We start from the raw sequence: 18,166 nt of genomic DNA on the forward strand, positions 1-18,166 counted from the left end.
ATCAGGCGGACAAGGCGCGCAACGGCAAAGCAGCTCCGGCGGGATCGCCGAAATTAGCCCCGAGCCAGGCGATCGCCCCGGCGACATCTTCGATGGCGAAGCGGGCCGCGGTCTCGCCCTGCGGCTTCACCCGGATCGAGATGCCGCCGAGGGCATTGACCGTGTCGAAGCCGTTCTCGTCCGACGTATCGTCGCCGAGGAACACCGGGCGTCTGCCGGAGAACGGATCGAGCTGCATAAACCGTCGGATCGCGGCACCCTTGGCCGCTTCCAGCGGCATGAGCTCGACGCCGGCATTGCCGGCGATGACGCGGTAGCCTTTCGGCAGGCGGGCAAGTGCCGCACCGACCAGCTCCGTCGCCCGCTTGAGAAGCTGCGGGGCTGCTCTCGTATGGATCGCCAGCACTGGGCCCTTGCGCTCGACATAGACGGCCTTGCTCGCCAGCTCCAACTCGATCTCGTCGGCAAGCGCTGCCATATCCGCCGGCTCGTCGGCAGCCTCGACCTGCCCGTTCGGCAAAAGTCTGTGCTCCAGCCCGTAGAGCCCGGCGATGCGCAATTTCAACGGATCGAACAGGTGATCGACGGCGGCGATCGAGCGCCCGGTGATGAAGGCGAGCGCGCCGTCGAGACGGCGCTCGATCCTCTCCAGAAGAACTCGCAACTCCTCGCTGACCGATACCGCGTCAGGATGCGCCGCGTGCTCCAGCAAAGTGCCGTCAATGTCGAGGAAAAGCGCCCAGCGGCCTTCCGGGAGCCGTGGAATGAGACCTGATTGACTGTTCATCGAAATCCTACCGCCTGTTTGCGTTCGAACATGGAGACGACATTTTCGCCGGTGGGAGCCGACGGCTGATCGGAGACGGTGACCCGGTCGAGCTCGCCGCGCTTCCTCAGCCGCGCCGCGTCGAGCAGCATGCTGCCGGCCCAGCGATAGACATTGTTGTCGCGCACGATTTCGCGCATGCGCCGCATTCGTTCGCGCTGCTCGTCCGCCCCCATGGTTATCGCTTGCAGCATGGCATCGCTCGTCATCGCCGCGTCGTAAGGATTGACGATCAGCGCCTCCAGCAATTCTCGCGACGCGCCGGCGAAGGTGCTGAGGATAAGCACGCCCTGCTCGTCGTCGCGCGACGCCACGAACTCCTTGGCGACGAGGTTCATGCCGTCATGCAGGCTGGTGACAAGGCAGATATCGGCCGCGCGATAGAGTTCGTAAATATCGGCCTGCTTGTGATGCTCGGCCACCATCACGACAGGTTTGTAGTCGTCGCTGCCATAGCGTTGGTTGATCTCGTCGGCGAGATGCAAGCACTCCTCGTGCAGTTGCTTGTAAGCCGGCAGCGTGCCCCGGCTGGGCGCGGCGATCTGCAGGAACACCACCTTGCCAACCGTTTCCGGATGCCGCTTGAACAGCTCCTCCAGCGCATGGAAGCGATCGAGAACGCCCTTGGTGTAGTCAAGGCGTTCAACACCGATGCAGAGCTTGGCCTCGCCCGGAATGCCGAAGCGTTCGCGGGTACGCGTGCGGCATTCCTCGACGCCGGGCAGGCTCTCCAGAAGCTCCACCGGCCATTCGATAGAGATCGGATAGGCATGCACCAGCGTCATCTGTCCGCCATAGGAAATGGCGGCATCGGCGCGCTCGATACGGCTTTCCATGAAGCGGTCGACGCTCTCGGTGAAGTTGTTGGCATGGAACTGCGTGTGGAAGCCGATGATCGAGCTGCCGAGCAGGCCGTCGAGGATGCGCTCGCGCCACGGACAGATGCTGAACACTTCCGAGTTCGGCCATGGGATGTGCCAGAAAGTGATGACGATCGCCTCGGGCAGCCGCTCGCGGATCATGCGCGGCAGAAGCGCGAAGTGATAGTCCTGGACCAGCACGATCGGCCGCTCGTTGCGCGCCTCGGCCACCACCGTTTCGGCGAACTTGCGGTTGGCCGCCTCATAGGCTTCCCAGTCGGACTCGCGAAAGATCGGCCGCGTGAAGGCGATATGGCAAAGCGGCCAAAGCCCCTCATTGGCGAAGCCGAGATAATAGCCCTGATATTCGTCGTCGCTCAGCCAGACGCGGCGCAGCGTGTAGGACGGATTGCCCGGCGGGACCTGCACGCGGTCGTTCCTGTCGGCCATCCGGCGATCGGCGCTGCCGCCGCCATAGGCGATCCAGGTGCCGGCGCAGGCCCGCGTGATCGGCTCCAGCGCCGAGACCAGCCCGCTTGCCGGCACGACGAGCTCGACGCCGCCATCCTTGGTCTCGTTGTGGATATAAGGCTCGCGGTTGGAGACGACGATGACCTGCGCATCCGGCAGTTCGTCGGCGAGGATCTTGCGCAAAGTCTCCGGTGACCAGGTGACCAAAGCCGCGTCGACCGACTGCCCGTTCTTCTCGAATTCGCGCAGCACTTTTCGCGCTGCTTCCGAAGCCACGTCATCGCTGGGCGGCATCGCCGATGGCGCGTGCTGACGGCGATGCCGTGACATCGAAAGGAAGATCGCGAGAGCGGAGAGCCCGAGGCTTGCGAGAATAAGGACCAAAAGCAGGTCGACGCCGTGTTGTGTCATTGAAAAGCCAGGTTGCCTCCGGCTGTCCGCGTTTTTGTTTTTCGTTCTTGCCGGCTGCGGACCGGTGGACCGGTTCGAGTGTGCAACGCACAACCAGACCCACGGTTCCGACATTAGTGATTGTTGAACTGCCGGTTACCGCGATCTGTTCAAGTCCGCACGATCAGCGGCACCTGGCCCTCGTGACGGTCGGACAGGAAGGCGACGACGCGATCGCCAACCCGTTGGAATGTCAGATCGACCGCCTTTTCGCCGACATTGAGATGCCGGAGCGTCAGCGTGTCGATACCGATGGGCAGGCGTGGGCTGGTCACATGCAGTTCGCCTTCCCAGCCGTCGATCTCCAGGCCGAGGCAGGCCTGCAGCAGCATGAAGGCCGAGCCCGCCGACCAGGCCTGCGGCAGGCATGCCACCGGATAGGCGATCGGCGCCTCGCCCGGTGCGCGGGTGAAGCCGCAAAACAGTTCTGGCAGCCGCATGTTGAAATGCACGGCGGACTCGAATGTGCCGCTCATCAGCCGCACCACGCTGTCGCGCTCGCCGTAACGCGCCAGCCCCATGCCGCAAAGCGCCGTGTCATGCGGCCAGATCGAGCCGTTGTGGTACGACATCGGATTGAAGAACACCGCGTCGTCGGCAAGCGTCCGCAACCCCCAGCCGGAATGGAAGGAAGCCGACAGCAGCTGTTCCGCGACGAGCTTTGCCCGTTCCGCCTGCGGCAGCCCGACGAAAAGCAGGTGCCCGGCATTGGAGGTACGGACCTTGCACAGCTCGCCCTCGCCATCGATTGCCAGGGCGTAGAAATTCAAGTCGTCCAGCCAGAAGTCGCGCTCGACGGCGACGCGCATCTCCTCGGCGCGGTTTTCCCAATGTTCGGCGTCGGCATACTCGCCGCGCCGACGCGCGAGCGCGGCCAGGCCACGGAAGGCAGCAAAGACATAACCCTGCACCTCGACCAGCGCGATCGGCCCCTTGGGGATGCGGCCGTCGGCATGGAAGACCGAGTCGAAACTGTCCTTCCAGCCCTGGTTGGCGAGACCGGACTCCGCCGCGCGCTGATAGGTGACGAAGCCGGTGGCGCGGCTCGCCTCCTCCGTCCATTCGGCGGCCGCTTTCAGCGACGGCCACAGCCTGTCGATGAAGGCCATGTCGCCAGTACGCTCGGCATAGGCCGCGGCGAGATGAATGTAGAGCGGCGTGGTGTCGACGCCGCCATAGTAGCGGCCGAAGGGCAGCTCGCGCAGCGCCGCCATTTCGCCTTTTCGCGTCTCATGCATGATCTTGCCCGGCTGGGAATCGCTGAAGGGCGACGTCTCCGTCGCCTGGTGCTCGGCAAGAAAGGCCAGCACGCCGCGCGCCAGCCCGGGATTGAGCCACAGCATCTGCAGGCTCGAGATTACCCCGTCGCGCCCGAACGCCGTCGAGAACCAGGGGATGCCGGCATAGGGATAAGGCCCGGTCGGCAGCTCGGTGGTGAGCAGCGCCACATCGGCCCGCGCCCGCTCGACCCAATCGTTGAAGACGCGGCCCGAGCTGTGCATGGTGGCGCCATGCCGGCGCTTGGCGCGCATGCCGAAGCGGGCACGCGCCGCCGCCGCGCGAAAACGCTCGCTGTCGGGCGTATCGGCAACCTCGGGACCCACCTCGACATAGAGCACCTTCTGGCTGCGCTTGGTTACCGCGATCAGGAAATCGGCGCGGTTGTCGCTCAATTGGTCGGGTGCTTGCGAAAACGAAATCGCCGACAGGCGCGGCAGGCCGTCGAGACCGTCATAGCCGAGCAGCACCGAAGTCTTGTCGGTCTTGGCGACATGCGTCGTGCCGCGCTTCGGCCTGGTCGAGCCGCGCACCTCGAACATGTCGCGGAAATCGGCGGAAAAATGCAGCGAGACGGTGATGGTCGAGTGCTCGCGGCTGTAGTTGGAAAGCGTGATGCGCTCGAACAGCCTGTCCTGCCACAGCAGCCTGACGCGCTCGATATGGATGGCGCCTTGCGGGATGTCGCGGCCGGCAGCACTCTGGATCGGCAGATTGGTCAGGTTCGAGGTGAACAGCACATTGTCCTGGCTGAGCGAGGCGCCGAGCAGCGACATCTGCCGCCCGCCGACAGTCAACCGGAACTCCGAGAGCACGCGCGTGTCGTCGCGAAAGAAGCCGTCTCCGGAGCCCCTGATGTCGCCATAGGCGTCGGCAACGGCGAAGCAATCGCCTTGCTTCAGGGCATAGAGCCGGTGCGGTTCGCGCGGCGCTGTATCGTCCATCGAAGCAAGGGCTACGGCGGGATCGAGCTTGCGCTCGTCGAGCTCCGTCATTCGTCACCTCTTCGCTTGCCCGCCCTAGAGCCAGTGAAGGTCAGGAGGCTTTAGCCTCCGGCATGCCAGTAAGGCGCATATAGGCGGCAAGGTAATCTCGCGCCATCCTTGTCGCCGAAAACCGCTTCTCGAACACCCCCCTCACCTGCCGCCTGTCAAGCCGCAGAAGCGACGGCACCGCTGCCACCGCAGCGTCCACCGAATCCACGACGAAACCAGTGATGCCGTTGTCGACGATCTCCGGCAAGGCGCCGCAATTCCAGGCGATCACCGGCGTGCCGCAGGCCATGGCCTCGATCGCGACGAGGCCGAACGGCTCCGGCCAGTCGATGGGAAACAAGAGACCGGCGGCATTGCCGAGAAATGCTGCCTTCTCGTCTTCGGTGATCTCGCCGACATACTCGATCTGCTTTCCGTCGATCAGCGCCTCGATCTCATCGTGGAAATAGGCACGGTCGTCGTCGCCGATCTTGGCCGCCAGCTTCAGCTTCAACCCGGAGCGCCGGGCGATCTCGATGGCGCGGTCCGGCCGCTTGTCGCGCGACAGGCGTCCGAGAAAGGCGAGATACGGCTCCTCCGCCTGCGGCTCGAAGGTCGGCCGATAGGCATCGAGCGGCAAGCCGTGATGGATGGTCGCCAGCCAGTTGGCATCCGGCAAGCCGCGCTTCTGGCTGTGCGAAATGGAGATCATCGGGAAGCGCGGGAAGCGTTTATAGGCCGGCGCCAGGTCGACATAGTCGAGCCGGCCATGCGGCGTCGTGACTGTTCGCCCCGCGATCTGCTCGAAGAACGGGAAATGCAGGAAGTGGCTGAGATGGAAGTGGATGACGTCGAATTCGCCGGCGCGTTCGCGCACATCGGCAAGCATGGCGAGATGCGCGGCGATCTCGGATTTCTTCGGCCGCGCGTCGAGACGTATCGCCCGGTCGCGCCCGGGCACCAGCCTGGCCGACGTCTCGCTGTCGCCACTCGCGAACAGCGTCACATCGTGGCCGAGTTCGGCCAGCGCTTCGGTGATGTAGAAAACGATCCGCTCCGTTCCGCCATAGAGTTTCGGCGGCACAGATTCATAAAGCGGCGCGACATGGGCAATGCGCATGAAATCCCTCGGCTGTTGACGCGAAGCAAATGCGTCAGCGCCGAGATCGTTCCTGCCCAATTGGTCGCGGTTTAAGCCGGCGCCTTGCGGCCGCGCCGCGCCAGAAGGTTCGCGACCAGCAAGAGCAGGATCGACAGCCCCATCATCAGCGTCGCCGCCGCGGTGATCGCCGGGCTGAGCTTTTCGCGCAGGCCGATGAACATTTCGAGCGGCATGGTGCGCTGGCCGGCGCTGGCCAGGAACTGCACCACCACCACCTCGTCGAAGGAGGTGACGAAGGCGAAGGCGGCGCCTGACAGCACGCCGGGCAGGATCAGCGGCAGCATCACCCGGAAGAAGGAGGTCAGCGGCCTTGCCCCGGAGATCGCGGCGGCCCGCATCAGATTGCGGTCGAAGCCGGTCAGGCTGGCGCCGACCGTCACCACCACAAAGGGGCTGGCCAAGGCCGTGTGCGCCAGGATGATGCCGGCATAGGTGCTGGCGAGCCCGACGCGAGCGTAGAACAAATAAGAGCCGACGGCGGTGATCACCACCGGCACGATCAGCGGCGACAAAAGCAGCGGCATGATGATGCGGCGGCCGGGAAACTTCTCGTCGGACAGCGCGATCGCCGTCAGCGTGCCGAGCGTGGTTGCGATCAGCGTCGTGCCGAAGGCGACGATCAGGCTGTTGCCGATCGCCGACTGCCAGCGCTGCGTGCCGAGCACCACCTCGTACCATCGCGTCGACAGGCCTTCTAGCGGGAAGATGAAGAAGGCGCCGCTGTTGAAGGAGAGCGGCACCGGGATCAGGATCGGCACCAGCAGGAACAGGATCACCAGCCCGCACCAGATCCACAGCAGCGTGATGCGGATGCGTTCGCCGGTTGTAGGGTAAGGGGACAACAGCATGGCTACACCAGCTTCAGGCGGTCGAGGCCGAGGACGCGGGCAAAGATGCCGAACAGCGCCAGCGTGAACACCAGCAGGATGAAGGACAGTGCTGCCGCCATCTCCCAGTTCAGTTCGACATTGACGTAGTTGGCGATGAAATTGCTGATCAGTTGATCGCTCGCCCCACCGATCAGCGCCGGCGTGATGTAATAGCCGAGACACAGGATGAAGGTGAGCATGCAACCGGCCATCACACCCGGGAACACCTGCGGAATGTAAATGCGCCGGAAGGCGGTGAAAGGCCTGGCGCCCAGCGAATAGGCAGCCTTCATCTGCGAGGGCGGGATAGTGCGCATGACGCTGTAGATCGGCAGCAGTGTGAACGGCAGCTGGATATGCGTCATGGCGATGATCAGGCCGATGCGGCTGTACATCAGGTCGAGCCGGTCACTGGTGACGCCGATCAGCAGCAGGAAGTCGTTGACCAGACCGAATTTCTGCAGAAGCACCGTCCAGGCCGCGGTGCGCACCAGGATCGATGTCCAGAACGGCAGAAGCACCGCGACGATCAGGATGGCGGCCAGCCCCTTCGGCACATTGGCGATGAGATAGGCGAGCGGAAAGGCGAGGATCAGCGTCGCCAGCGTCACCGACGCCGCAACGAAGAAGGTGCGCAAAAACACCTGGATGAATATCGCCTGCTCAGGCGGCACCCTTTCGACGCCGCCGTCGGCGTTCCAGCGCAGGTCGAGTGCGCTGAGCAGGTAAAACGAGGTGAGGCTGTTTGTGCCGCTCCGGATCGCCGGCCATGTCGTCGGCGCCGACCAGAACGGCACCGATTTCACCGCGTCGAGCGCGGCCTGACCGTCGGCGTTTTCGAGCTTGCGCACCGTCTTCAACAGTTGGCTGCGCGCGCCCGGCAGGCGGGCGTTGAGGCTCTTGGCCAATTCATAGGCCGTGCCCTTGGCCTGGTTGTCCTTGAGGTCCGCCGCCAGTGCGGCGAAGGCATCGTCGCCTGGCAGGCCCTGGCCGTTCCAGCCGGCCAGGGCCACGGTCGTCTTGGGCAAGGCATCCGCGATTGTCGGGTCGTAGACGGCGCGCGAGAGCAAAAGCACGATCGGGATGCCGAAGCTCAGCGCCAGAAGCACGAGCAGCGGCGCCGCCAACAGCAGCGAGCGCATCCGGTCGCCGAATTCGGCGCGCCGGAGCGCCGCCGACACGGACTTCAGATCCGCGTCGGCGGCTGACCGGTCGCGGGCCAGCGTCGGCCGGTCGAGTTCGCTGGGCTGGAGCGCCGACATGCCCTCTCCTACTGAGCCAGCCAGGCGTTGAAGCGCTTGACGAGGTCCTCGCCATAGTCGCCCCAGAACTCGGTATCGGCGACCAGATAAGCGCCGGCCAGATGATCGGGAGCGTTAGGCAGCTTCGGCAGCGCGTCCGCCGCGACGAAAGAGGCCGCGTCGGTGCGCACCGGCCCGTAGGTGATGTAGCTGGCGAGCTTTGCGTTGTTCTCGGGCTTGCTGATATAGGCTAGGTACTTGTAGGCCAGCTCCGGATTGCGCGCGCCCTTCGGGATGGCGATCATGTCGTATTCGAGGATCTGGTTGTTCCAGACGATCTTGAACGGCTTCTTGTCGGTGTCGATGGCGTTCTGGATGCGGCCGTTCCAGGCGGTGGTCATCACCACTTCCTTGGAGGCCAGAAGCTGCGCCGGCTGCGCGCCGGCATCCCACCAGACGATGTCCTTCTTGATCGTGTCGAGCTTCTTGAAGGCGCGGTCGACGCCTTCCGGCGTGGCAAGCACCTTGTAGACGTCGGCGGGCGCCACGCCGTCGGCCATCAATGCCCATTCGAGGTTCTGCGCCGGGAACTTGCGCATGGCGCGCTTGCCCGGGAATTTCGTCGTATCGAACAGGTCGAGCACCGAGGTCGGCGCTTCCTTCAGCACGGTCGGGTCATAGGCGAGGATATCGCCGTAAGCATCGAGACCGACTCCGCAATCCAGCGCCGAACCTTCGATGAATTTGTCGCGCGGACCGATCTTGGAATAGTCCAGACGTTCGAGGATGCCCGCGTCGCAGCCCTGCAGCACGGTGGCGGTCTCGACCGTCACCAGGTCGATCGGCACATTGCCGGTCTCGACCATGGCTTTGACCTTGCCGAGATCGCCGAGATATTCCTGCTCCAGGATCTTCGCGCCGGTCTCCTTGCTGAACGGCTCGAACCAGGCCTTGCGCTGCGCGTCCTGCCAGGCGCCGCCGCTCGCCATGATCGACAATTCGTCGGCAAAGGCGGCGCCGGCGATGGTCACGAAAGCCGTAGCGGCCGCGAGCGCAAGAAAAGTCTTCCTCAACTGTGTCATTTCGTTTTCCCCTGTTTTGGAATGGCGCCGCCCGTTCCGGCATCGGCCGGAAAGGCGCGGCAATCGTTGGGCGCGCAGGAGACCGTCACGGTCTCGCCATTCGCCATCGTCGCTTCGGGGCCGACCTTGACGGTCAGCACCTGGTCGTTGGCGAGCCTGGCCAGAAGTCGCAGGTGATCGCCGAGATAGATCCGTCCATCCACGGTCGCGGATAACGCGTTGCCGCCATTGGCGGTCGCCGATAGGGTCAGCCGCTCGGGCCGCACGGCGACATGGCAGGGGCTGCCTTGCGTCACGCCGACTGCCAGCGCGGAGATCTCGCCGCCGCCATTTAGGCGGACGCGGCACTCTCCACCCGAGACGCGGTCGACCACGCCTTCCAGCGTGTTGTTCTCGCCGATGAAGCTTGCGACAAACGAGCTTTGCGGCGTGTTGTAGAGATCGTCGGGCGAGCCGAGCTGGGCGATGCCGCCCTGGTTGAACACGGCGACGCGGTCCGACATCGTCAGCGCCTCGCTCTGGTCATGCGTCACATAGACGATGGTGACGCCGAGCATGGTGTGGATCTGCTTGATCTCAAGCTGCATGTGCTCGCGCAATTTCTTGTCGAGCGCGCCGAGCGGCTCGTCCATCAGCACCAGGCTCGGCTGGAACACCAGCGCGCGCGCCAGCGCCACGCGCTGCTGTTGGCCGCCGGAAAGCTGCGTCGGACGGCGATCGCCGAACTGCTTGAGCCGCACCATGTCGAGCGCGCGGCCGACGCGGGCCGCGATGTCGGCCTTGCTCACCTGACGGACGGAGAGCGGGAAGCCGACATTCTCCTCGACCGTCATATGCGGGAACAGCGCATAGTTCTGGAACACCATGCCGATATTGCGCTGGTAGGGAGGCAGCCGGTCGACCGGCTGCCCTTCCAGCGTGATCGTGCCATGCGTCGGCCGCTCGAAGCCGGCCAGCATGTTGAGCGTCGTCGTCTTGCCGGAGCCGGATGGCCCGAGCAGCGTCAGGAATTCGCCGCTTGCCACCGAGAGGTTCATTCGCGTCACCGCGAAGCTGCGGCCGTCATAGGACTTCTCGACATCGGCGAACTCGACGAAGCCCTGGCCGGCGAGTGGCGCCGACTTCGCGGACGCCGGTGCGGTCTGAACGGCGCTCATCGTGCACAATCCCGATGCGCTCCGCTGATGCGGCCGGCTGAAGCTGTATGCGGCTTGTGATGCATGTCTCCATCCCTCCGGCAGCCGGTCATCTTAGCCGGCCGCCGAAACTTGTATGCTCACACAATTGATCTGAATTTGACCATAGATGCATACAAGTTTGCTCGTCAAGCCGGTTTCTGTCGCGATTGTGTGATAAATTTTCACCAATACCGCTCAATGTGTGATCACACAAGCAGTATTGTCCGGAACAATGTCTTGTGCTAGAGCCTGACGAAAGCCACAGCCGAATCCGTCCGAATGCTCGAAGATCTCCGCCTCACCGAGGACGAAAATCCGGTCTATCGCCGTCTTGCCGACGCGATCGCCGAGCGCATCGCCGCCGGCAGCCTAGCCGTCGGCGAAAGACTGCCGCCGCAGCGCGAGATCGCGCGGGCGCTGGGCATCAACGTCACCACCGTGACGCGCGCGCTGTCGACGCTGCAGGAGCGCGGCCTGCTCGAGGCACGGCCGGGGCGCGGCACCACCGTCGCCGCCCGCGAACAGGGCGAACGTCCAGGCTTCGTCTCCGCGCCGAGCGACGAGACCGGCATCATCGATCTCTCGGTCAACCGGCCGCCGACGTCGGCCTATCTCGATGCGGTCGCGGCACTCCTGCCGCGCCTGCCGCGAGACAAGCATTATCTCGCGCTGCAGGACTATCATCCGCCGGAGGGACCGCTCTGGGCGCGCGTTGCCGTCGCCGACTGGTTCAAATCAGTCGCCGGCGACGGCGACCCGGGCCGAGTCGTGCTCGCCGCCGGCGCCCAGCACGGACTGGACGGCGTGCTCGGCGCGGTGACAAGGCAGGGCGAAGTCGTGCTCGCCGACGAAGTCACCTACCAGGGCATCAACGCGCTCTGCCGCGTGCACGGGTTGGACCTGCGCGGCGTCGCCATGGATCGCGGCGGCATGCGCCCCGACGCGTTCGAGGCCGCCTGCCTGCAGCTTCGGCCAAGGGCCGTCTTCCTGGTGCCGACGCTGCACAACCCGACCACGATCACGCTGAGCTCGGAGCGCCGGCGCGAGCTAGCCGCGGTTGCCCGCCGCCACAACGTGCTGATCATCGAGGACGACGTCTACCGTCCTTTGGCCGACGATCCGCCGCCTTCCTTCGCCAGCCTGGAACCGGAGCTGACGATCCATCTCGGCGCGCTGTCGAAATGCCTGGCGCCCGGCCTGCGCCTCGGCTTCGTCATCGCGCCGCGCCCGATCGCCGGACAGGTCGCCGCGGCGCTGCGCATCAATTGCTGGAGCATCAGCCCGCTGACGGCGCTGATCGGCGCCAGACTGATCGAGGAAGGTGCCGCCGCACGCATCATCGACATCCAGAAACAGGAACTGCGCCAGCGCCAGGCGATCCTCTCCGAAATCCTCGGCCGCTTCGACATCCAGAGCCATCCGACCTCGACGCATGCCTGGCTGCGCCTGCCCGAGCCGTGGCGCGGCGCCGGCTTTGCCCGCACCTGCCTGGAGCGCGGCGTCGCCTTGCTACCGGGCGATGCCTTCGCCGTCGGCCGCGAACCGGTGCAGCATGGCGTGCGCATCAATGTCGGCGCGGCCCGGTCGCAGGAGGATCTGCGTTCGGCGCTGACCACCATGGCCGACCTGCTTTCGGCCGGTCATCTGCAACTGCCCGGTTTCGTCTGAAAGTCATGACCTCGACAGTCGCGCCGAAATCGGTCGAGATCGCCATCGTCGGCGCCGGCGTCGTCGGCCTCGCGACAGCGTTGCGGCTTGCCGGCGCAGGCCGCGAGGTACTGCTCATCGACCCGAACGAACCGGGCTCTGGCGCCTCGTTCGGCAATGCCGGGACAATAGCCGAATATGCCTGTATGCCGGTCGGCAATCCCGGCGTGCTGCGCGCGCTGCCGACGCTGCTGCTCGATCCCGACAGCCCGTTCTCGTTGCGTTGGGCAGCGCTTTTCCAGCTCGCGCCATGGCTCATCCGCTTTGCCCGCCAGTCGCTGCCGGCGGCCACCCGCGCCAATGCGCTGGCGCTTGCCGGCCTGCTTGCCGAAGCCCTGCCGGCCTGGGGCGAGATGGTGCAGGAGGCTGCGCTTCAGGACCTGATGCGCCGCAACGGCTGCCTCTATGTCTATCGCCGCGACAGCGATTTCGCCGCCTCCGCGGGCGCTCGGGCCTTGCGCGCCGAACTCGGCGTCCACCAGCAGGTTCTGAGCGCCGAGCAGGTAGCCGCGCTGGAGCCACGGCTTGCGCAGTTCGAGACCAAAGGCCTCTATTTCCCGGATTCGATCAATGTGAGCGATCCCAAGGCGGTGATGGCGCGGCTGGCTGCCGCCGCTGTTGCCAGGGGCACTCAGTTCATCCGCACGAGCGTCACCGGTCTCGCTACAAGTGCCGGCGGCGTACAGCTGAGCGGCCCGGGCCTCGCCGTCACGGCGCAGAAAGTGGTGATCGCGGCCGGAGCGCGGTCCCGACCGCTTGCCGCACAGGCCGGCGACCGGATCCCGCTCGAAACCGAGCGCGGCTACCATCTCGAATTCCAGACCTCGGCGCCCTTGCTCAACCGCCCGGTCTGCCCCGTCGATCTCGGCTTCTACATGACGCCGATGGATGGCCGGCTGCGGGTTGCCGGCACCGTCGAGTTGGGCGGCCTCAAGGCGCCGCCCAATCCGCGCCGGCTGGCGCTGCTCGACCGCGGCGTGCGGCAATTCTTCCCCGATCTCGGCCACCCGTCCTCGCAATGGCTGGGCTTCCGCCCCTCCCTGCCGGACTCGCGCCCGCTCATCGGGCCGTCGGCAAAGTCACCAAACGTGATATACGCCTTCGGCCACGGCCATCTGGGATTAACCTTGGCTCCGATAACAGCGCGCTGGGTCGCCGGCTTCATTGCCGACTGTGCCATGCCGTCGGCAGCCGATTTCGCCGCCGCGCGTTTCCGCTGAGCAGCGACGCCAGTCACCGACTTTTCCGAGACATCCCCGAATGCCGTCCTTGGCGTCGGCTGGCTCAAGCATTCAGTTGGATGGTCGATATCACTATAATCCGGCATGGCCCCGGGATGCGGTACGCTGGCGCGCCATTATCTTGGCCGTTGCTTCCGGCGTGAGATTGAGCCGAGTGAGAGCTTGCTCGACAAGATCAGGCCAGCCTTCCTCCGTGGCGCCTGCACGCAATGCGTACTTGTCATTGCCGCTGAAAAAGCCCTTCGTCGCGTGGAAGCCGAGGGCCCGATAAACCTCGAACTGCTCCTCGGTGAAAAACTGGTCGAGGGTGGTTTCCTGCGGAAAGGTAGGATTGACCCTGCGGTAGTCGCGTATCAAGTCGTTCTCGTCGCCGGTCATACTGGCTTTTATGTAGATGAGCACGCCAGGTTCGGGCGTCTCGGTACCGCCATACTCGATCTTGCCTACGGCAATGTGCGGCCCGGCGCATTCCCCCACATTGTCGTCAGGTCCGTGTGGGGTCTCTGGAGTAATGCGTCGACTCCAGCGGCTGATTTCTTCCCAGGGCAAATCTATGCGGACGCCCAGATCGATGCGTATGTATTGCTGGAGCCTGATGAAGGACTCGAAGTTCATTCCAGGGTCTTCCTCCGCATCGGCAATCACGATCACCTTGCAGCGGCGCTTGATCAGTTGATAGAGACCGAGATTGTCGAAGTGTCCCCCATCGGTCAGATATACGTTCCTCGTCCATTCATCGAGCAGACCAAAAGCTTCCTTGGCGAAGTAGTAGGGGCCGATGCGCGCGCCACTACCGCGCCATGTCCCGAACAAGGGCAGGCAGCGCGGGTTGGGAAGCCAGTAGCCGAGCCGGATGTTCAGGACGGCCAGGCTGAACGTCAGCGGTTTGATCGTGCTGGCGCCCATATTCGCCGAGGCGGCTGCGCCCGAAATAGCCATGGCCGTGGCCAGATTGACATGCCGATCCACTCTTTCGATTTCAAGTGTGTCGGCATAACCGGTAGCCTCGCTGCCGGTGTAGAGAGGACTGAATATGAAAGAGTCCGCATTGCGACCGCGACGGTTCAGGAACTTCGACGCCTCCAGATTGACTGCCGTGTTGACCAGTAGGTAAGGCGCATGGGTCACGGCTCTGAGCTGACTTAGTTTCAGAGTGTCCGGATCGGCCTTTGAACGTCCAACACGGAATGCGTTCAGAAGCGCGGCCAGCGCACTGTATCTGCCCATCCTGCGATCATGGGCATCCTTTTCCAGGGCGGTCTTCAACCACAGGAAGGACCGGCTCAACCTATCCCTGTAGTAACTGTGCAGGCTATTGGCGTTTGGAGTGACAAGGAGTGAAATCGCCAGCAATGCAATGAAGGCGGCAAGGTACAAGTACACTATGCTGCCTTTCCCGCCTGCGAGTGTCTCCAGCCACTCCGGCGTGTGCGCATTGCTGTCGCATTGGGGGGCGGTTGCCGGTACCGCAGAAGCCGCCGTGCAAACCGCCATGGGCCTGCAGGATTGATCGCTACACAATGGTGTTGCAACACATGCCGGCGCAGCGATGGCGGGGGTGCATCCAGTTTCGCGAGCCTTCCCTCCCCGGTCATCCCACTGTATCGCAACATAAGCGAGCAGGATGTAACAAGCCCATATAGCGACGGGCACAAGCAGCGCTCCGACATAGACCGCCAAGCGGCTGCCCCAATGCTTGAGGAACCCGGTCCAGCTATTGTCGCCAAGTGTCGCTTGAGCGACCTTGAGCAGCTTGGACCCGAATATTCCGAATGCGCCGACGGCCGCGCCAAGAAAGCTCCATACGCTTGAGTACTGAACGCTGTAGCTGTGCAGGAAAACGCCCAACCAACCCGCTTCCCCGGTATCGGTTGGATATCGGTTGAGATGCGCCGCGTCGAACAGGCCAACGAGGACAAATGCCTGCAGATCCAGCAGGGCGACGAGACCGCAAAGGACCGCAAAGGCGGCAAGAACAGCCCCACCGGCCTCGCGCTGCGCAAGGGTCGTCCTGATCCATTCCCGAGGCCTGTTCGACAGGATGACGTAAGCAACTTGGACGACAACGAACACAGTCCCGATGAGGATCACCCATCCGAAAATACCCAACTTGCCGGCCATGAAAGTTGGCTGCGATATCCTCAGATCGGCCTCGTTCGGATTTCGCCAGACCGTGAAGGCGGCGGCGCCAAAAACAATGCAAAGCAGCATCACCGCGTTGACGAGCAGTCCTCTGACCAACACCATAATGCCAGCCAGCGCATCCCAGACACCACCGGGCACCAGATAGTTGGCAAAGTCGCGAAGATGCTGCGTCTCGATCGTCTCGGCCTGGTCGAGCGAACTCTTGTAGGGAAACCTCCCGTCTTTGTCGTGGAACATCCCGGCCACGGTTGACGCACCGATATATGTGCCGCCGGAGACCGTCGAGAGATAGTCGAAATTGTCCAGGGTGCGGCGCCCGTCTTTGTCCGGGATTGACGCGTCGAGGCCCTGCAGAACGCCGAGGCAGAATGCCGCCGATCTGATCCCACCCCCGGAGAGGGCGAGGCCGGTAAGCTCCATCCGGCTCCGCAGCCGCGTCGCCGGCTGGCCGAGCTCATCGCCGGGCCCATCGACGGAGGTTACTTTCCAAGCGCTTTCACCCAAGGAAGAACCACTGGAAGTGAAACTTTGACGTCGTGAGTTGATTACGTCGCGTTCGCGTTCAAGAACCCGTTTGAACTCGACTGTCCCGTTATCACGCTCGTCAACCACTGCGCGCCGCCCAAGCTTCCTCCGCTAACTATTCCATCCGGTCATAGCCCAATGTCAAGAAAATTCCAGAAAGGATAAACAATTCCGCAGATACAGCGCGGCGAAAAAACAAGAAATACATCAAAGATATCGTTGATAGTTCCGCCGCCTCGGCAATGTTAGACATTTCACAGTCAAATCTTCCGACACCGTTCAGATTACCGTCATCTGTCGATATCATTCGTAAGTACTTTCTACCCGTTGCACCTCGCAACATCGCGCTTTTCGACGGCAGGCCTGAAGCGCAGTCCGGGGGACATTGCCGATGAGGGTCTACGAGGCGATCGTGAAGGGCCTGGAAGGCATTGGCGTTGGCGCCGCGTTCGGTGGCGCCGGCGAGAATGCCGCCGGGCTGATGCTGGCGCTGAAACATTCCAAGTCGATCCGGCCGGTGATCACCCGGCACGAGCAGGCCGCCTCCTTCATGGCCTGCGGCTATGCCATGTATTCCGGACAGCTCGGCGTCTGCTTCGCCACCGCCGGCCCCGGTGCCTTCAACCTGTTTTCGGGCCTCGCGGTCGCCATGTCGGATTCCTATCCGGTGCTCGCGATCTCCGGCTTCGCCTCGCGCAAATGGACCGGCAAGGGCGCGCTCAACGAGACCTCCGGCGTCAGCCGCACGCCGGACTCGCAAAAGATGTTTGCCGCAACGGCCAAGAAATCCTTCCTGCTCGCCGACGCGGCGAAAACCTGCGACGTGCTGGAAGAGGCCGTCAACATCGCCTTCGAAGGCAGGCCCGGTCCGGTGCACATCCACGTGCCGGAGGACCTCACCGAGCATGACGTCTCGGTCGACAATTTCCGCCCGATCGATCTTCAGGTCAAACCCGTCCTGCCGGACCCTTCACGGGTTCAGGATGTCGCCGAGACGCTGGTGGCCGCGCTGGAGAAAGGCAAGAAAATTCTCGGCTTGATCGGCTTCGGCGCGGTGAAGAGCGGCGCTCATCACGAGCTGAAGCAGCTCGTCGAGCGCTATCAGATCCCCTTCGCCACGACGCTGGACGGCAAGGGCATCATCGCCGAGCGTCACCCTTTAAGCGTCGGCGTGTTCTGCGACAGCGGCCACAGCGCCGCCTGGAAGGCGTTCCTCGAAGCCGACATCATTCTCGCAGTGGGCAACTCCTTCGCCCAGCATGCCACCTTCGGCTTTCGCGACGACCTGTTCGCGGAGCGAAAGCTCATCCACATCAACATCGACATCAACGAGATCGACAAGGTCTACAAGGCCGACGGCGCCATCATCGGCGATGCGAAACTCGCCGTCGGCGCTCTGTTCAACAAGATGTCGGATATGCTGGAGCCGAGCGAGCTGGTGGACCGCGAAGCGACCGACTACAGCGACGAGCACATCCTGCACCTCACCGGCAAGATCCATCCCGGACAGATGGCGCAATCGCTGTCGAAGCGCCTGCCGGACGATGCCATCGTGCTTGCCGACGCGGGCGCGCATCTCGCCTGGCTCGGCTACTATTTGCAGATCGCGCCGGGGCAGAATTTCCGCAAGCCGGGCGGTTTCGGCCCGATGGCGGGCAGCGTCAACGGCGCGCTCGGCGTCAAGCTCGCCCATCCTGACCGCCCGGTGATCGTCGGCTGCGGCGACGGCTGCTACCTGCTCTCCGGCTTCGAGCTGCTCACCGCCGTGCAATACGACATTCCGGTGATCTGGATCGTCTTCAACAACAACGAATTCCAGCTGATCAAGCTCTATCAGCTGCAATCCTACCAGGAATACGGCCTGGTCGACTTCGACAACCCCGACTATGTCGGCTTCGCCCAGGCATGTGGCGCCAAGGGCTATCGCGTCGACACGCTGGAGGAATTCGAAGCCGCGCTTGAGGAGGCGCTGGCGCTCGGCAAGCCGGCCGTCATCGATGCTCACATCACGCGGCTGGCGCTGCCGCATTACAGCCCCTCGCCCGAAGGCCTTCTCAAGGGCATCGAGGAGATGATCGAAAAACGCATCGGCTAGGACTGAGCACTTCCAGGAGACCGCCTGGGAGGTACCCGTCCGCAATTGCATGGAACAAAGAA

12 protein-coding genes are annotated in these 18,166 nt (G+C 63.8%); 3 read left to right on the forward strand and 9 right to left on the reverse strand.

The genetic code is table 11. The features are described 5' to 3' along the window. Position 1 precedes the first annotated feature (1 nt). From otsB to FJ988_RS07955, 8 genes are all read right to left on the reverse strand, one after another. Positions 2 to 787, reverse strand: coding sequence for a trehalose-phosphatase (gene otsB / locus FJ988_RS07920; RefSeq protein ID WP_140816204.1), 786 nt, complete (start codon positions 785 to 787; stop codon positions 2 to 4). Further along, complete coding sequence (locus tag FJ988_RS07925) at positions 784 to 2,568, reverse strand: trehalose-6-phosphate synthase (RefSeq protein WP_140816206.1); 1,785 nt, start codon at positions 2,566 to 2,568, stop codon at positions 784 to 786. The genes otsB and FJ988_RS07925 overlap by 4 nt, the downstream gene beginning before the upstream one ends. A 149-nt stretch (positions 2,569 to 2,717) precedes the next feature. Continuing rightward, positions 2,718 to 4,880, reverse strand: a complete 2,163-nt coding sequence (locus FJ988_RS07930) for an amylo-alpha-1,6-glucosidase (RefSeq protein WP_140816208.1) — start codon at positions 4,878 to 4,880, stop codon at positions 2,718 to 2,720. 40 nt (positions 4,881 to 4,920) lie between these two features. Beyond that, positions 4,921 to 5,979, reverse strand: coding sequence for a glycosyltransferase family 4 protein (locus FJ988_RS07935; protein ID WP_140816210.1), 1,059 nt, complete (start codon positions 5,977 to 5,979; stop codon positions 4,921 to 4,923). Positions 5,980 to 6,050: 71 nt separating this feature from the next. Beyond that, a complete protein-coding gene (locus tag FJ988_RS07940; protein ID WP_140816212.1) occupies positions 6,051 to 6,869 on the reverse strand; it encodes an ABC transporter permease in 819 nt (272 codons plus the stop codon). Positions 6,870 to 6,871: 2 nt separating this feature from the next. Beyond that, positions 6,872 to 8,152, reverse strand: a complete 1,281-nt coding sequence (locus tag FJ988_RS07945) for an ABC transporter permease (RefSeq protein WP_140816214.1) — start codon at positions 8,150 to 8,152, stop codon at positions 6,872 to 6,874. Positions 8,153 to 8,160: 8 nt separating this feature from the next. Next, positions 8,161 to 9,213 carry an ABC transporter substrate-binding protein gene (locus tag FJ988_RS07950; RefSeq protein WP_140816216.1) on the reverse strand — a complete coding sequence of 351 codons (1,053 nt, stop codon included), beginning with the start codon at positions 9,211 to 9,213 and terminating at the stop codon, positions 8,161 to 8,163. Next, entirely contained in the window at positions 9,210 to 10,370 is a 1,161-nt protein-coding gene (locus FJ988_RS07955) for an ABC transporter ATP-binding protein (protein ID WP_140816218.1), read from the reverse strand. The genes FJ988_RS07950 and FJ988_RS07955 overlap by 4 nt, the downstream gene beginning before the upstream one ends. Before the next feature lie 300 nt (positions 10,371 to 10,670). Between FJ988_RS07955 and FJ988_RS07960 the strand changes: the two genes are divergently transcribed. Beyond that, positions 10,671 to 12,059, forward strand: a complete 1,389-nt coding sequence (locus FJ988_RS07960) for a PLP-dependent aminotransferase family protein (protein ID WP_140816220.1) — start codon at positions 10,671 to 10,673, stop codon at positions 12,057 to 12,059. Positions 12,060 to 12,064: 5 nt separating this feature from the next. After that, positions 12,065 to 13,318 carry an FAD-binding oxidoreductase gene (locus tag FJ988_RS07965; protein ID WP_140816222.1) on the forward strand — a complete coding sequence of 418 codons (1,254 nt, stop codon included), beginning with the start codon at positions 12,065 to 12,067 and terminating at the stop codon, positions 13,316 to 13,318. 93 nt (positions 13,319 to 13,411) lie between these two features. On the opposite strand, the gene FJ988_RS07970 is transcribed toward FJ988_RS07965, so the two are convergent. Further along, entirely contained in the window at positions 13,412 to 16,096 is a 2,685-nt protein-coding gene (locus FJ988_RS07970; RefSeq protein ID WP_181183459.1) for a patatin-like phospholipase family protein, read from the reverse strand. Positions 16,097 to 16,400: 304 nt separating this feature from the next. Between FJ988_RS07970 and FJ988_RS07975 the strand changes: the two genes are divergently transcribed. After that, a complete protein-coding gene (locus FJ988_RS07975; RefSeq protein ID WP_140816224.1) occupies positions 16,401 to 18,104 on the forward strand; it encodes a thiamine pyrophosphate-binding protein in 1,704 nt (567 codons plus the stop codon). The last annotated feature ends 62 nt before the right edge of the window (positions 18,105 to 18,166 follow it).

It is taken from the genome of Mesorhizobium sp. CU3 (assembly GCF_006442965.1).
Classification (GTDB): domain Bacteria; phylum Pseudomonadota; class Alphaproteobacteria; order Rhizobiales; family Rhizobiaceae; genus Mesorhizobium.

Bases quoted from the DNA above. Each gene is read 5' to 3' on its own strand.
- FJ988_RS07945 (WP_140816214.1), bottom strand. From the start codon at position 8,152: ATGTCGGCGCTCCAGCCCAGCGAACTCGACCGGCCGACGCTGGCCCGC.
- FJ988_RS07940 (WP_140816212.1), bottom strand. From the start codon at position 6,869: ATGCTGTTGTCCCCTTACCCTACAACCGGCGAACGCATCCGCATCACG.
- FJ988_RS07930 (WP_140816208.1), bottom strand. From the start codon at position 4,880: ATGACGGAGCTCGACGAGCGCAAGCTCGATCCCGCCGTAGCCCTTGCT.
- FJ988_RS07975 (WP_140816224.1), top strand. From the start codon at position 16,401: ATGAGGGTCTACGAGGCGATCGTGAAGGGCCTGGAAGGCATTGGCGTT.
- FJ988_RS07950 (WP_140816216.1), bottom strand. From the start codon at position 9,213: ATGACACAGTTGAGGAAGACTTTTCTTGCGCTCGCGGCCGCTACGGCT.
- FJ988_RS07935 (WP_140816210.1), bottom strand. From the start codon at position 5,979: ATGCGCATTGCCCATGTCGCGCCGCTTTATGAATCTGTGCCGCCGAAA.
- FJ988_RS07960 (WP_140816220.1), top strand. From the start codon at position 10,671: ATGCTCGAAGATCTCCGCCTCACCGAGGACGAAAATCCGGTCTATCGC.
- otsB (WP_140816204.1), bottom strand. From the start codon at position 787: ATGAACAGTCAATCAGGTCTCATTCCACGGCTCCCGGAAGGCCGCTGG.
- FJ988_RS07965 (WP_140816222.1), top strand. From the start codon at position 12,065: ATGACCTCGACAGTCGCGCCGAAATCGGTCGAGATCGCCATCGTCGGC.
- FJ988_RS07955 (WP_140816218.1), bottom strand. From the start codon at position 10,370: ATGAGCGCCGTTCAGACCGCACCGGCGTCCGCGAAGTCGGCGCCACTC.
- FJ988_RS07925 (WP_140816206.1), bottom strand. From the start codon at position 2,568: ATGACACAACACGGCGTCGACCTGCTTTTGGTCCTTATTCTCGCAAGC.